This window comes from Gemmata palustris, assembly GCF_017939745.1.
Taxonomy (GTDB): domain Bacteria; phylum Planctomycetota; class Planctomycetia; order Gemmatales; family Gemmataceae; genus Gemmata; species Gemmata palustris.
In genome coordinates this window covers 2,822,703-2,836,195 of sequence record NZ_JAGKQQ010000001.1, presented here as the reverse complement: position 1 = coordinate 2,836,195, position 13,493 = coordinate 2,822,703, and the positions used below count along the sequence as shown (strand labels likewise).

Sequence of the window (13,493 nt, the reverse complement as noted above, 5' to 3'; positions counted from 1 at the left end):
GTCGTTATTTCTTCGGCACGGAAGCGATGTCGGAACGCAATTTCGCTTCAAATTCCGCGACCTTCGGGAATTTCACGACCAGCCCGTTGACCGTTTCGTCTGCCCCGCCGTTCTTCGTCACGATGCGGTAGGGGATCGGCTCCTTCACGAGCTTCGAGGTGTCGCCCTTCGCGTTCGCCGCGAGTGCTTCCACGGACTTGTAGCCGTAGGCGAACGGGTCTTGCACCACCGTTGCCTCGATCTCGCCCGCGGCGATCCCCTTGAGCGTTTCCCAGTCCTCGTCGAAGCCGATGATCTTGACGTCCTTCGCCATCGACTTGGCCTTGGCGTCGTTGAGGATCGCCGGCGGGTTGTAGGCGTAGAGGCCGACCATGCACAGGTTGGGAAGGCCCTTCACGCGGGCCAGAACCGCCCCGACGGTCTTCTGCGCGTTATCGGGGCCGTTGTCCTCCTTCGCGGCGCCGTCCACGAGATGGTACTTCCCGTAGGTGCGCACTTCGAGATCGGCCTTCTGCGGGTGTGTTCCCTTCACGCCCGGCGCGTCCTTTTGGCCCGCGAGTTCGTCGAGCACGCCCTGTGTGCGGGCCTTGCCGTTGGCCGATTTGGTGCTGCCGATGAAGACCCCGACGGTACCGCCGTCGGGCAGCGCCTTCTTCACCAAGCGCCCGACCGCCTTGCCGCCCTCGTAGTTGTCGATGCCGATGTAGCACAGGCGCCCGGTCTTGTCGGCGTCGTTGTCCATCGTGAGGAGCGGAACCTTCTTGGCGATCCGCGTGAGGTCTTCGGTCTGCCCGTCGGGATCGATGACGCTGACCGCGATCCCGTTGAGCCCCTGCTTCGCCCAGGCCTCGACGATGGGCATTTGGACGGCCGCGTCGAACGCCTTCTCCGGTTGGCGGAACTGCAGTTCCACGCCGTTGTCGGTGGCGGCCTTGTTCGCACCGGCCTCGCAAATGCTCCAGAAGTCGGCGGTGCAGTTGGTGACGACACCGATCTTGATCTTGCCGGCGCCGTCTTTCTTGCCGCACGCGGGAACGCACGCGAGCACGGCCGCGAGGCCCACAACGACCGAAATGCGAAGGAGTACAGACACAGTTGCACCCGTTTCGATGGAGAGTGACGGATTTCGTAAAGGGTGTTTACAAACTACCGGGCGCGCACGAAGTGGCAAGCGCGAAGAACCAGAGAAGGGGCACGAAAGGGCCGTTAGTGCCCGATCCGGTACGGTACGCCTTCGGCTTGAATGATGTCGGGCGAGTAGACGGCCCCGCCGTTCGCGACGAAATCGAACAGCTCGGTGACCTCGGTACCGCGGAGGGCGTATTTCGCGAGTTCGTCGCGCGTGACCCACGCGGCGCCGAGCGATTCGTCGTCGGGTTCGGTCTTGGGCGGGGTGTCGTCGGTGGGCTCGGCGAGGTAGATCACGCGCATCCGCGCCCCCGCGGGGCTGGGCGAGTGTTCCACACGAATGAGGCCCGTTACGCGGACGGGGATACCGGCCTCTTCGAGCGTCTCGCGCACGGCCGCGTCCGCGAACGATTCGCCCTGTTCCACGCGCCCGGCCGGCAAATACCAGGGTTGCCCGTACTTGCTCTCCTGGACGATTAAAAAGTGGTCCCCCCTGCGCACAACTACGAGGGCGAAACACCAGGTCGGGATCGGTGCGCGTGGCATGTGCGGTTCCCCCAGCGCCCGGCGGCGGAGAGGTTGTTCGCGAGGCTACACCGCACGCTACCACCGATTTCGGGGGGCCGCAAGGGGCGGGTTCGATGTTATGTCAGATCGAATGCGATTTCCGAATTGATACTGGTCAAAAATTCAGAAGTGTAATTGTATGCGTATTTGAAATGTGGTAATCTTGAAGAGCGCGCGAGTAGGCTGTTTCGTGGGACTGCGCCATAGGAACAAAAGGCTGGTGGAAAGTCGCAGAATGTTAGCAGTTGTTAGCAAATTGGTGGTGCTGCCAGATCACGTGGAAACGCTGAAAGACTGGAAGTCATAGTGTTTCGTGCTCTGTGTTCGCGCCTCACGCCCCTGGACCCCGAAAACGTTAGCGAATGTTAGTCGAGCTCTGCGTTGATACGGAACTGAGGCAGTGTTCGGGGCGAACAAAACGGATGTATTGCGGCGCTTCACGGGCGCAGTTGGGGCGTGGAGAGCGGAGGTGTCGCGTTGCCACTTTTGGTTTCCGGGGCGCGGGGGGGAGCGGAGTGGGGAAGGGCGGGGGTGTCCACGCTCGTCGCGTCCAACTTCACCGCGCTCGTTGATTTGGGTCGCGTGAGTAGCCACGCGGTCGGTGCGATCACGAGCGCGGTCCCGAATAGCGCGGTCGCGTTGACAGAGCGATCGAACACCCACACGCACATGACCATCACGAACACGATCTGCATCAACCCGACCACGGACACTTTGGCCGGCGCGCCGCGCCCGAACGCTAGTGTGAGGAACACTTGCCCGATGGTCGCCGAGACGCCGATACCGATCAGCCGGAACAGCACGCCGAATTCGAGTACGCGATCGAGCGGTTGCGCGCGCGGGGTGATGAGGAACGCCGCGAAGCAAAAGACCGTGGCGACCGCGGAGAAGTGGACCACCACGGCGCGCGGGTCGATGTCGTGGAGCCGGTGCAGCCCGAGCATCGCGATCGCGGTGAAGAGTGCCGCCGCGAGCGCCGCGAACACGCCGAGGTTCCCGGCCTCGATGTGCGGCTGCTGCACCAGCGCTACGCCCGCGATTCCGGCCAGGATCGCGATCATCGTCTTCCACCCCGGCGCTTGACCGTATAGCGGCCAGGAGAGGAGGGCGACCCAGAGCGGGAACGTGTTGCTCAGCGTGACGACGTTATCGGCGTGCAGATTACCGAAGGCGTAAAACGTGCCGACCATGCTGCAACTGCCCGAGACGCTCCGCACCCACAACCGCCACGGGTGGAACCACACGAGGCGCACCCCCGCGTGCCACGCGAGGACCGCGGCGAACACCGTGACCAGCGCGGCGCGGAACACGGCCACGGTCTGCCAGTCGCAGAAGGTATTGGGCCGGTGGGTGAGGTATTCGGCCAGGACCGCCATCACCGCGAACGAGAACGAACCACACAGCATCCACACATACGGTCGCGCATCGGACTGGTTCATTCAGGAACCTTAGAGCGCTTCGGCGAACCGGGTAGGCGGCCCGCACCGGCTTCAGCTACAATCGGCGCTGCGATCGCGTGTCGCGTTGATGATCGCGCGGGAGCAGGTAAAGGGGACAGCGATGTATCCGTCGGGTCGGTGGGACGGGTTCTGGGTGCAAGAACACGTGGGTCGACAGCAGATGACACCGTTCACGCTCCGGTTCGCGGGCGGCGAAGTGACCGGTGAGGGGCGCGACATGGTGGGCGTTTTCACGTTCAGCGGCACCTACGATGAAGCGACCGGCCAGGTGGTGATGATGAAGCACTATTTCGGTAGGCACAACGTGCTGTACGTGGGCCAATCGGACGGCGAGGGGAGCATTCAGGGCACGTGGTCGATCGAGCGGCTGCACACCGGGCCGTTTCTGCTCCGCCCCATGATGGCGAAGCCCCGTGGCGACGAGCCGATTCACGAGATCGGTTGACGCGAGCGATGAACCCAACCGATGATCCGCGTGCGGTGCTGGTGCGACTCGTCGTGCGCTTGCGCGCGGCCGCGCCCGCGGACCGTGAACAAGTCGTGAGCCAGCTTTTGCCGCTCCTGGCCAATCCCCGCGTTCCATTGGCGGTGCGGTTCGCGGCGGCCGGGCGCGCTCTCGATGCGGTCCCCGACACGCCGCGTGGGGTTCGCGGAGTTGTTCGGGCGCTCACGGGGCGCATCTCGGCGTCGCGCGGTCTGGCCCGACTCCGACACCTTCAGCGCCTCACGGAGCGCTCGGACGCGCTCGACGCGGTCATCGCGCGGCGCGAGCGGAAGGTGAAAATGAGCTGCCCCCGGTGTGATGCGCGTTTGCCGCGCCCGGAGATGGCGAAACACTTGTGGCACGAACACGGCTTGATGCTCGTCAGGAAGAAGACCCGCTCGCGCGCCCGCGCGGTCGGAGCGATCCGGCGCGCGCACGCGGCCACGGGCGACCCGGCACTCATCGACCGCGCAATCGCAATCGATGGCGAGCGCGCGGTGCGGTTTTTGGCAGCGGAAACGGCTACCGAGGACGAAACCGCGCCGCTCCGCGCTGCCGCACGTGAACGGGGCGTCGGGTTGTGCCCGTCGTGCTTCACAGAAGTGGTCCCGCGGGCGTCGCTGCTACCACCCGCCCTCGCGCTCGCCGATGGCCGACTCGCGGGCGACGGGTTCGTTGCGCGGGGGCTGAGGGTGTCCCCGGCGCGGGCGCGGGCAACGCTCGCTGCTGCGAGCGCGATGATTGTTTTTACGCTCTTGGTCCCCTTTTGGTTGGCGCTTGTTCTATCGGGGGTCGCGTATGCACTCACGCGCGCGATACTCGGCACGAAAACTACACCCGACGATCGGGCCATCGACGCCGGGTGGCGGAAACTCGCGCGGGCGCTGGCGGACCGCGATTCTGCGCGGCTCCTGACGCGGCTGTGCCTCACGAGCGTCGGGCTCGGTGATCCCTTCGAGCGCGCGAGTGTGCTGAATGCCGTGGTCGCTCGCGCCCGTGCGAACCCCGCCGAGCGCCAGCTTCTCGCAGTGGCCCTCGCGCTGCAAATGGACGACAGCGGGCGCTTCGGCCGCGACCGCGCTGCGGGCGTTGCGGAACTCATTGCGCCCGTATTTCGTGGCGACCAGTCCGCCGACTTCGCGGAGTTCGTGCTGGCCGCGTACCTCCGCGTTCCGCGCGACCCGGCCGAACGCGCGCGGCTCCGCGTGCTGGTCCTCCTGGCGGCGTTCCGCGCCGGGCTCACCGCGCGCGACGTTCTCGACCTGTGTGACGTCGCCCCGCACGTAGCGACCACCGTTCAGATTTCGCCGAACTACGTCGCAATGATGTACGGCATGTGGGTGAACCGCGCGAAGCGCCCGTGGGAACGTGTCGGCAAGGCCCGGACGGTGTTCGACGCCGTTACCGCGTCGCCAACGACTACCGGCAAGTTACTCGCTCACGAACCCGGTCTCATGCTCGTGTGCGAAACGGACCCGGACGCGGAAGCCGAACTCGGTCCCGTATTGGTCGCGCTCGGGGGCGTGGCCGTGGGGGGCGTGTTAGCGACCGATCCCGAGGGGAACGTGCGCCTCGAATCGAACGGGCGCGTGCTCGTCTTCGGGGCGCACGCGCTCCGCGTGAGCGGGCGCCTTTCGGAAACGTTTGCGGAAGAACTGGAGGCGTGGCTCCGGTTCCGGGCCGAGGTTCTCGCGGGGTACCCCGCGGCGTTTCTTGATAGTGAAGCGGCCCACACGAGTCGTTTACTCGCCCCGTTCGTTGCTCAATGCGAAACGTGTGGAACCAAGTGCCTGCCTGTCATCGGTGCCGTGTCGCGCCCGTGGCAAAACTCATGAGAAAACGATGGCGCGCTGAGAGCGCGATTGTGCCGGTGGTGCGGACTCGCGCAGCGCGCGCTCTCTTGGATCGAGCGCGCGGGTAGATATCGAGTGTGCTCGCGGGGCGAGTCGCGCGCAGACTGGAAGGGTCTGCTTCACCCGTGAGGACGCACCAATGAAGCGATTCGTGATCGCGGCCGGTCTGGTCGCGGCGCTCGGCCTTTCGGCCGGCGCCCAACCGCCGCCCCAACAGCCCTCGACCCCACCTCCGCCGCCCCCGCCGGTCGCGGTTCACCCGACCCTCGTGGCTCCGGCGATCGGCTCACCCGCGCCGAACGTGTTCGTACCCCCGGGCACGCCGCCCGGTCCGGCGATTCCCTTCTACAAGAGTGGCGGCTTGGTGGTCGGGGTGTACGGGCTCTACCCCTACGACACCGGTCACTGGTTGCTCGGTGGGACCGATGGGGTGACGCGCCAGAGCGGGGCGTTCACGATGGTCTACCCGGAAACGACGGGCGCCGTCGCACCCGTCGGTCCGGTTTCGCGTACTCCGATCTTCCACGGGAAATCACGCACCGGGTTGTTTTGTCGCTGAGCAGACGTGTATCTGAAACGAACAACCGCCGGGATTTTACCCCCGGCGGTATGCGGGCCCGATTTGAACGCGCGATCCCGGTTTAAGAAGTTAGTGCGACGGATCGGAATTCGCAGACAATTCAAGAATTTCCACAGCGTTAACACAACCCAAAGCAGTAACTGTTCCGGACCCGTCCTCATCGTCTGACGTCACCCTTGCCAGGAAAGCATGACCGATCTGGTATCCGGTGTAAGCGCGAGCGAACGTACCGTGCCTTCCACTTGACCCACCATGCGACCCCGCGTTAGCCTGGGAAGAGCCCACAGACGCGAGCGCACGGAGGCGACCTCATGGCTGTAGAAACATCTTCGTGGCGTGGACGACGGGTGCTCGTGACCGGGTATACCGGGTTCCTGGGCGGCGCAGTCGCGCGCGAATTGCTTGCCGCGGGTGCGGAAGTCGTGGGGTTGGTCCACGAACGCGCCGAGAGTGACATCTTCGGTTCGGGGCCGGGCGGGCGCGTGCATTTTATCCGCGGACGTGCGGATAACGTGTTCCGGCTACACTCCGCGATGGCCGTTCACGAAGTCTCCGCCGTCTTTCATCTCTGCTCATCTGACCCGTTTGGTGAAGACCGAAGTACCCCCGCGGTTCTCCAGGCCGCGAATCTGTATTCGCGCCGCGTCCCGGTCGTGACCGCGCGCCCGCTGCAGCAAATTGCGCTCGCGCGCACGGCAGAAACACACGCAGACGGGCTGAGCGTCGCGCGGTTCGGAGCGGTGTTCGGCCCCGGCGACCGAAAGTTGTTCCGCACGGTGCCCGCGGCCGCGCTCGGTCTTATCTCAGGAGGCTTTACGCTTCCCCCCGACGGCCCGGCGAACGACCTCGTGTTCGTGCGAGACGCGGCCCGTGCGTGCCTGCGCGTGGCCGAAGACGTTGCGAAGCACGGACCCGGAGACTACCCGTTCCGAAGCGGCTGGCAGATGAGCGACCGGCAGATTGCGGTCGCGTTTCGCGCGGAGTTTGCAGGGGCGGCCCCTGGGTGGACCGAATCCGCTCCCCCCGCGAACCCGCTCGGATGGGCGCCGGCGCGGTCGTTCTGCGAGGCCGTGACCGAAACGCTCACGTGGTACCGCGAGTTCCTTCGCGCGGGTGCCGGTTCGCAGGTCCGAGTCGCGGCTTAACGGCGCCGGGAACGCGCCGCACGCCGTCGTTTCGCTTCCGTACAACATCCCAACGATTCGTTACCTCGATAGGGATGTTCGCGATGCCCCCTCAAACGCTCGCCGCACGGCTGGCCGGTTACGCACACGACCTCACGTTCGACAAGCTCACGAAGGAAGCCGTTCACGAGGTGAAGCGGCGGTTCATCGACTCCTTCGCCACCGCCATCGGTGCGATGCCGTCGGACGCCTACGCGATCGCGAAGAAGTGCGCGGCCCGCGTGTCGAGCAACCCCGGGGCGTCGATCCTCGCGGGGGGCAAATCGAGCGTCGAGTGGGCCACGTTCGTGAACGGGCTGCTCATTCGGTACCTCGACTTCAATGACACCTACCTGAGCAAAGAACCCGCGCACCCCAGCGATAACCTCGCTGCCGTACTCGCGGTGGGCGAATCGGTCGGCGCCGGCGGTAAGGATCTCATCACCGCGGCCGTACTCGCTTACGAGATCCAGTGCCGGTTCTGCGACGCGGCCAGCCTCCGCAAGCACGGCATCGACCACGTCACCTACGGCGCGATTTCTTCGGCCGTGGCCGCCGCGAAGCTGATGAAGCTCGATGTGACGAAGCTCACGCACACCGTCGGGCTGGCGGGGGTGTGCAACGTCGCGCTGCGCCAAACGCGGTCGGGCGAGTTGAGCATGTGGAAGGGCTGCGCGTTCGCGAACGCGGCCCGCAACGGCGTGTTCGCGGCCACCCTCGCGGCTGATGGGATGACCGGTCCCGCCCCGATTTTCGAGGGCGACCTCGGGTTCTTCAAGCTGGTGGCGCGCGAGGTCTTCACCCCGGCGCCCTTCGGCAGTGAACCGGGCAACGCCGACGGGTTCATGATTAACAAGACGTACATCAAGTTCTGGCCGGCCGAGTACCACTCCCAGAGCGCCATCGACGCCGCGCTCCAGATCCGCGCGGAACTGAAGGGCGATGTGTCGCAGGTCGCGAGCATCGACATCGCGACGTTCGAGGCGAGTTACAACATCATCGGCAAATACCCGGAAGCGTGGGCGCCGAAGACCCGCGAGACGGCCGACCACAGTCTGCCGTACTGTACTGCCGCGGCCCTTCACGACGGCGACGTGTACCTGGAAACGTTCGACGACGACCACTTCACGAACCCGAAGCTGGTCGCGTTCACGGGGAAGGTGAAGATCCGCCACGACGGGACGCTCGACCCGCGGTACCCGACCGGCATCCCGAACCGCATCACGGTGACGCTGACCGACGGCCGCACGCTGGTGAAGGAAGTCGAGTTCCCGCGCGGCCACGCCGGGAACCCGATGACGGACGCGGAAGTCGAAACGAAGTTCCGCCGCGTCGCGGAACCGAAGTACGGCAAAGCCAAGGCGGATGAGATCCTCGCGCGCTGCTGGGACTTGGAGAAACTGACGAGCGTGACCGACCTGATCGCTCTCTTCGCGTGATCGACCGCTTGGTGAACCCCGCCCGCAAGGGCGGTGGGTCACTTGCACCCGACTTGGCGTGGGTACCTACCAGTGTGCGATCGGTCCGGCGGGGACCGCGATGTGTGCTTGCTGGGAGTCGTACTCGCTCCACCCTTCGGGCGCTGAACCGGACGCGAACGGCGCGATGATCGCCTCGAATTCGTCCAAACCCGAGAGCATCACGAGTTGTTGTTGAACGCGCTTCGGGAACCGGAGCGCCTTCGTGTACCACGTCGCGACCTTGCGGAAGTGGACGCAGCCGTTCTTCTCGCTCCCCTTCCACTCGACCAATCGCCGCAGGTGGAGCCGCATGAACGCGAGGCGCTCCGCATAAGTTCCGCGCGGGCCGGGATCGCCCGTGCGCACCCACGAATCGAACTGGCGGAATATCCACGGGTTCGCGAGCGCGCCGCGCCCCATCGCGATGCCGTGGCAGCCGGTATCGGCAATCATCCGGGCCGCGTCCCACACCGAGCGCACGTCGCCGTTGCCGAACACCGGGATGCGCTCGACCGCTTCCACGACGCGCCGGATGCCCTCGTGATTCACGCCCCCGGAGAACCCCTGCTCGCGCGTCCGACCGTGGATGGTGAGCGCCGCGACGCCGACCTTCTCGAACTCGCGCGCGAAGTACGGGGCGCTCAGGTTGTCGTCGTCCCAGCCCAGGCGCATTTTCACACTCACCGGAACCGGCACGGCCTCGACCACCTGCCGGACGAGATCGACGGTCGCGCCGGTGGTGTCGCACATCATGGACGACCCGCCGCCGGTCTTCACCACCTTCCGCACGGGGCAGCCCATGTTAATGTCGATGCCGTCGGCGAGTTTGCGCTCGACGAGCCACTTCGCGGCGCCGGCCATCTCGTGGGCTTTCGAGCCGAATATCTGCACGAACAGCGGGCGCTCGGCCGGGTCCGTGGCGAGCAGAATCATCGTCTTCTGAATGCCGTCGACGATCGCGCGGGCGTTGATGAGGTCCGTGGTGCAGAGCCCGACCCCGCCGAGTTCGCGAACGGACAGGCGAAACGGGAGATTGGTGTACCCCGCGAGCGGCGCGAGGTTGAACCGCGAGGCGAGTTTGATTGTCCCAATGGACACCGGCTCGCGGTACTGGACGGGCGGCGGGGGGAGTTCGGCGTTCGCGTTCGTCATGAAATTACTTTACAACAGGTCGGCGCGGCCGGTTAGCCGATGGGGAACGGACAATGACCGAAGAGGAGTGGTTCGGATCGGCGGACGCGCGCCAATTGGCGGGTTATGCAGCGAAAAAGATGTCGGCGCGTAAACTGAGACTCTTCATGGTCGCATGGTGCCGGCACAACTGGGACCGTATCACCAATCCGTTGGTTCGACACGCCGCGGAACTCGCGGAGCAATTCGTCGACGGACGCGCGCACAAGAATCAACTGGAAGCGCTCTTCGATGAGGCTCGTTCAATCATTGGCGGCACGCCTGCGAGTTATCTACTCTGGGCGAACTCCGTCCAAATGGGTGACTGTGTGAACGGCTTTTGTGGCAACGACTTCGGTTTCTCACCCCGGGCCGACGATCAGGGCGTAACGTACCGCGCCTATCAACTCATCAAGGCCCGTATCTTCCGCGACATTTCGGGCAACCCGTTCAAGAGGGTGAAGTTCGACAAGCGGTGGCGCACGGAAACGGCCACTCTGCTCGCACAGCAGATGTACGAGTCGCGCGAGTTTAGCGCGCTGCCCATTCTGGCGGACGCGCTTCAGGACGCCGGGTGCAGCAACGCGGACATCCTGAACCACTGCCACGGTGAGAGCCTCCATGTTCGGGGGTGCTGGGTGGTTGATCTTGTGCTCGGAAGATCATAACTCCGCGCCCCGTTTGCCACAGTAAAGGCCGGGGGTGAGTATGGCCAAGCGATCCGATCGCCGGCGCCAGTCGCGATCTGCAAAATTGTGGCACGCGGAACAGGCGTGGCGGGCCGCAACAAGCTGTTCCGAACTGCTCGCGGTCGAAACGGACATTTCGGACCGGAAGTGGCGGCTGTTTGCAATCGCGTGCGTTCGGAAAGTTCTGGCGCTGTGCCCGGAGCCGTGGCACCGGGAAGCGTTCGAGCAGACCGAAATCATCGTTGATGGCCCTTCGCCGGGGGCACCGTGCAAGGGCATCCCCGAGGTCTGGGAAGGTTACAGTTGGCTCGAACACTGGTCCATTTGGGACACCTGGTACCCGCGCCCGAACTCGCCTCGTCCTTCTCCGTCCCCCGAAGAACGTGCAGCGGAGAACGCGCTGATTTATCTCGCGCACTGGCCGGAGGGCAAAAACGCTCGACACCCGACCTTTCAAAACGTTCTTCTCGCGCTCGCCCCGGGTGACGGTGCGGACGCCGCGCAGAAGCGCGAGGAGCACGACGGTCGGTTCACAGACGTACTGGACGAGATTGCGGGCGATCCGTTCGGGTGGATCGATTTCGACCCGAACTGGCGCACCTTCAACGCGATGTGCCTCGCGCGAACAATCTACGCGACTCGGGATTACTCACTGATGCCGATTCTGGCGGATGCCTTGCAGGACGCCGGGTGCGATGTGGACGACATCCTCAACCACTGTCGCGCGCCGGGCGCACACATGCGCGGGTGCTGGGTCGTGGACTTGGTACTGGGGAAAGCGTAACCGCGGTTGCGTGATGCGGGTTCGGGACTGATAATTCAACGAGGAGGCACCCGAATGGCGACCGCAACCACTTTATCCAATCCCCCGCGTCCGGCCCCGATCGTATCGCGCTGGACGGTCGCTGACCTCTTACAGCAACTCGGTGACATCCCCGCCGATCGCGTGCGCCTGGAGCCGTCACCGGGCCGGGCGACGTTCGATGACTTGATTCGTGTGAACGAGGAACGGCGCGGCCCGACGTGCGAGTGGGTCGATAACACGCTGGTGGAGAAGGCGATGGGGTTCCACGAATCGTGGCTCGCCATGATTGTTGCGGGCGAACTCTACGCCTACCTTCGGACCAACGACCTCGGCATGTGCTCTGGACCGGACGGCGTGATGAAAGTTCTTCCCGGCATCGGGCGCGCGCCGGACGTGGCGTTCATCGCGTGGGCGAGTTTGCCGGGCGGAAAGCCGCCACCGCGCGACGACAAAGTTCCCGCAATCGTTCCCGATTTGGTCATTGAGGTGCTCAGCGCATCGAATACGGTCCGGGAGATGGCCCGCAAGCGCGACGAATACTTTAGGGCCGGTGTGAAGCGCGTTTGGGAGATCGAACCCGAGTCGCGGTCGGCGAACGTGTTCAGTGGACCGAATACCGTGGAGCCCGTTCCGGTTGACGGCACGCTCGACGGGGAAACGATCCTGCCCGGTTTCGCCCTCTCGCTCCGCGAACTGTTCGATCGGGCCGATCGGCGCCCGTGATTTGCGGCTTTTCTGCTGGCGGGACTCCCCTCTTGGTGGCACCGGTGCCATAATACTCGGGCGTGACCGCCGGCACCCGCCGCGGTCCCGTTTCTACCCACCTTGGTCGTCCGTTCGCATCCCAAAAGGAGACACGTTCGTGACCAATTCTCTCCGCACCCTCGTCGGCTGCGCCGTGGTCGCTGCTGCGGGCCTGTGCCTCGTCAGCGGGCCGGCGCCGGCCGGTACCCCGGATCTGCCGAAGGATTCGTACAAGAAGGCCGCGGACGCCGACCTCAAGTTCCTCCAAACCCGGCTCGACGAACTCGCCAAGTCGGACGAGCCGTCGGCCCGGTCCGCGAAGCCGGCCGTCGGCATCACACTGATCCTCGCCGCCTACGCCGATGTCCTCGGGGACGCGACCCTGAAGGCCGACGTCATCAAGGTCGGTGAGGCGATCCACGCGAAGAAGTACAAGGACGCGGCGGAACTGGCCAAGAAGCTCGCGATCAAGCCCGGGACCGGGAAGGCCGGCGGCGACCTGCCCAAGCTCCCCGCGTTCGAGGCGGCCAAGGACAAGGACGTGACGTACATGCCCACCACGATGAAGCTGTTCACCAACACGCAGGTGCTCAAACTGCCGAGCGGCCTGAACATCGAGAAGGATCTGAAGGACTGGACCGCGAAGGGGAGCACGGTGAAGCTCGACCCGGCCGCCGTCGAAATTCTGGCGGTGCGGTCCGCGGTGATTAACGAGTACGTGCTCCACAACCCGAACGAGAAGGCCCGGACCAAGCCGGAGAGCGAGAAGGAGTGGAAGGCCATCAGCAAGCAGTCGGTCGATCTGAGCAAGGAGATCGTGGCCGAGGCGACGAAGAAGACCCCGGACTTCAAAATGCTGCGCAGCAAGCTGACGCTTCTCGAAGCGGCTTGCACCAACTGTCACGGCAAGTACCGCTTCGATGATTGATGCGATCGGAGAACGGGATCAACGCGAACGGGAGGCGAAAGCCTCCCGTTTTTCGTGAACTGCAGAACTCGGTGTTCTGCTTCTCAGCGGCGCCGCTCTTTGGCCCGATGAACTGCGACGGCGACTCCGTCCGGGCCGCCGTACCACACGACCAACCGCGCGTTCACATAGTACCGCATCACTTGCAAGTTCTCAGTCCCGCCGGTGGCCATTGATGCCGTGGCTTGTTCCCCCAACATTTTCTCGATCTGATCCGACGACAGTCCGACCCACGGCGGGGCAGCGGCTTGGGGGAATGGCCCCAGGACGAATGCGCTGACCCAGAGAATCATCGCGAAGATCATACTGCCGCCGTTAAAAGTTCGATGAGCGGATTACGAAACCGATCTGCGAATCACGCGATTCTGGGAGCGCGCTTTGATTACCTCGGGTGAGCAAGTGGCACCCGAGTTTTGTTCGTGA

At 64.8% G+C, this 13,493-nt stretch carries 14 protein-coding genes; 9 read left to right on the top strand and 5 right to left on the bottom strand.

Features of this window, described 5'->3' with window-relative positions; genetic code table 11:
• Positions 1 to 4: 4 nt before the first annotated feature.
• The 3 genes from J8F10_RS11550 to J8F10_RS11540 all read right to left on the bottom strand — a co-directional run bounded on the left by J8F10_RS11550 (position 5) and on the right by J8F10_RS11540 (position 3,134).
• Complete coding sequence (locus J8F10_RS11550; protein WP_210653971.1) at positions 5 to 1,093, bottom strand: substrate-binding domain-containing protein; 1,089 nt, start codon at positions 1,091 to 1,093, stop codon at positions 5 to 7.
• A 113-nt stretch (positions 1,094 to 1,206) separates the two neighbouring features.
• Positions 1,207 to 1,674 carry an NUDIX hydrolase gene (locus J8F10_RS11545; protein ID WP_210653970.1) on the bottom strand — a complete coding sequence of 156 codons (468 nt, stop codon included), beginning with the start codon at positions 1,672 to 1,674 and terminating at the stop codon, positions 1,207 to 1,209.
• 458 nt (positions 1,675 to 2,132) lie between these two features.
• On the bottom strand, positions 2,133 to 3,134 hold the full coding sequence (locus J8F10_RS11540; protein WP_210653969.1) for a DMT family transporter: 1,002 nt from the start codon (positions 3,132 to 3,134) through the stop codon (positions 2,133 to 2,135).
• Positions 3,135 to 3,255: 121 nt separating this feature from the next.
• Here J8F10_RS11540 and J8F10_RS11535 point away from each other — a divergent pair, with 121 nt between their 5' ends.
• From J8F10_RS11535 to J8F10_RS11515, 5 genes are all read left to right on the top strand, one after another.
• Positions 3,256 to 3,600: a hypothetical protein gene (locus tag J8F10_RS11535; RefSeq protein ID WP_210653968.1), complete on the top strand. Its 345-nt coding sequence runs from the start codon at positions 3,256 to 3,258 to the stop codon at positions 3,598 to 3,600.
• Between the two features lie 8 nt (positions 3,601 to 3,608).
• Positions 3,609 to 5,474, top strand: a complete 1,866-nt coding sequence (locus tag J8F10_RS11530) for a hypothetical protein (protein WP_210653967.1) — start codon at positions 3,609 to 3,611, stop codon at positions 5,472 to 5,474.
• 157 nt (positions 5,475 to 5,631) lie between these two features.
• Positions 5,632 to 6,051, top strand: coding sequence for a hypothetical protein (locus J8F10_RS11525; RefSeq protein WP_210653966.1), 420 nt, complete (start codon positions 5,632 to 5,634; stop codon positions 6,049 to 6,051).
• Positions 6,052 to 6,383: 332 nt separating this feature from the next.
• Positions 6,384 to 7,217 carry an NAD-dependent epimerase/dehydratase family protein gene (locus J8F10_RS11520; protein ID WP_210653965.1) on the top strand — a complete coding sequence of 278 codons (834 nt, stop codon included), beginning with the start codon at positions 6,384 to 6,386 and terminating at the stop codon, positions 7,215 to 7,217.
• 83 nt (positions 7,218 to 7,300) lie between these two features.
• Positions 7,301 to 8,674 (top strand): MmgE/PrpD family protein, encoded by a 1,374-nt coding sequence (locus J8F10_RS11515; RefSeq protein WP_210653964.1) that lies wholly within the window; start codon positions 7,301 to 7,303, stop codon positions 8,672 to 8,674.
• A 66-nt stretch (positions 8,675 to 8,740) separates the two neighbouring features.
• Here the strand turns inward: J8F10_RS11515 and dusB are convergent, their stop codons facing one another.
• Entirely contained in the window at positions 8,741 to 9,847 is a 1,107-nt protein-coding gene (gene dusB / locus J8F10_RS11510; RefSeq protein WP_246523192.1) for a tRNA dihydrouridine synthase DusB, read from the bottom strand.
• A 146-nt stretch (positions 9,848 to 9,993) separates the two neighbouring features.
• Between dusB and J8F10_RS38695 the strand changes: the two genes are divergently transcribed.
• From J8F10_RS38695 to J8F10_RS11490, 4 genes are all read left to right on the top strand, one after another.
• Positions 9,994 to 10,533, top strand: coding sequence for a hypothetical protein (locus J8F10_RS38695; RefSeq protein WP_246523190.1), 540 nt, complete (start codon positions 9,994 to 9,996; stop codon positions 10,531 to 10,533).
• Positions 10,534 to 10,573: 40 nt separating this feature from the next.
• Entirely contained in the window at positions 10,574 to 11,338 is a 765-nt protein-coding gene (locus J8F10_RS38690) for a hypothetical protein (RefSeq protein WP_246523188.1), read from the top strand.
• A 54-nt stretch (positions 11,339 to 11,392) separates the two neighbouring features.
• Positions 11,393 to 12,082, top strand: a complete 690-nt coding sequence (locus J8F10_RS11495) for a Uma2 family endonuclease (RefSeq protein WP_210653963.1) — start codon at positions 11,393 to 11,395, stop codon at positions 12,080 to 12,082.
• 139 nt (positions 12,083 to 12,221) lie between these two features.
• A complete protein-coding gene (locus tag J8F10_RS11490) occupies positions 12,222 to 13,031 on the top strand; it encodes a hypothetical protein (protein ID WP_210653962.1) in 810 nt (269 codons plus the stop codon).
• A gap of 83 nt (positions 13,032 to 13,114) precedes the next feature.
• On the opposite strand, the gene J8F10_RS11485 is transcribed toward J8F10_RS11490, so the two are convergent.
• A complete protein-coding gene (locus J8F10_RS11485) occupies positions 13,115 to 13,363 on the bottom strand; it encodes a hypothetical protein (protein WP_210653961.1) in 249 nt (82 codons plus the stop codon).
• Between the last annotated feature and the right edge of the window lie 130 nt (positions 13,364 to 13,493).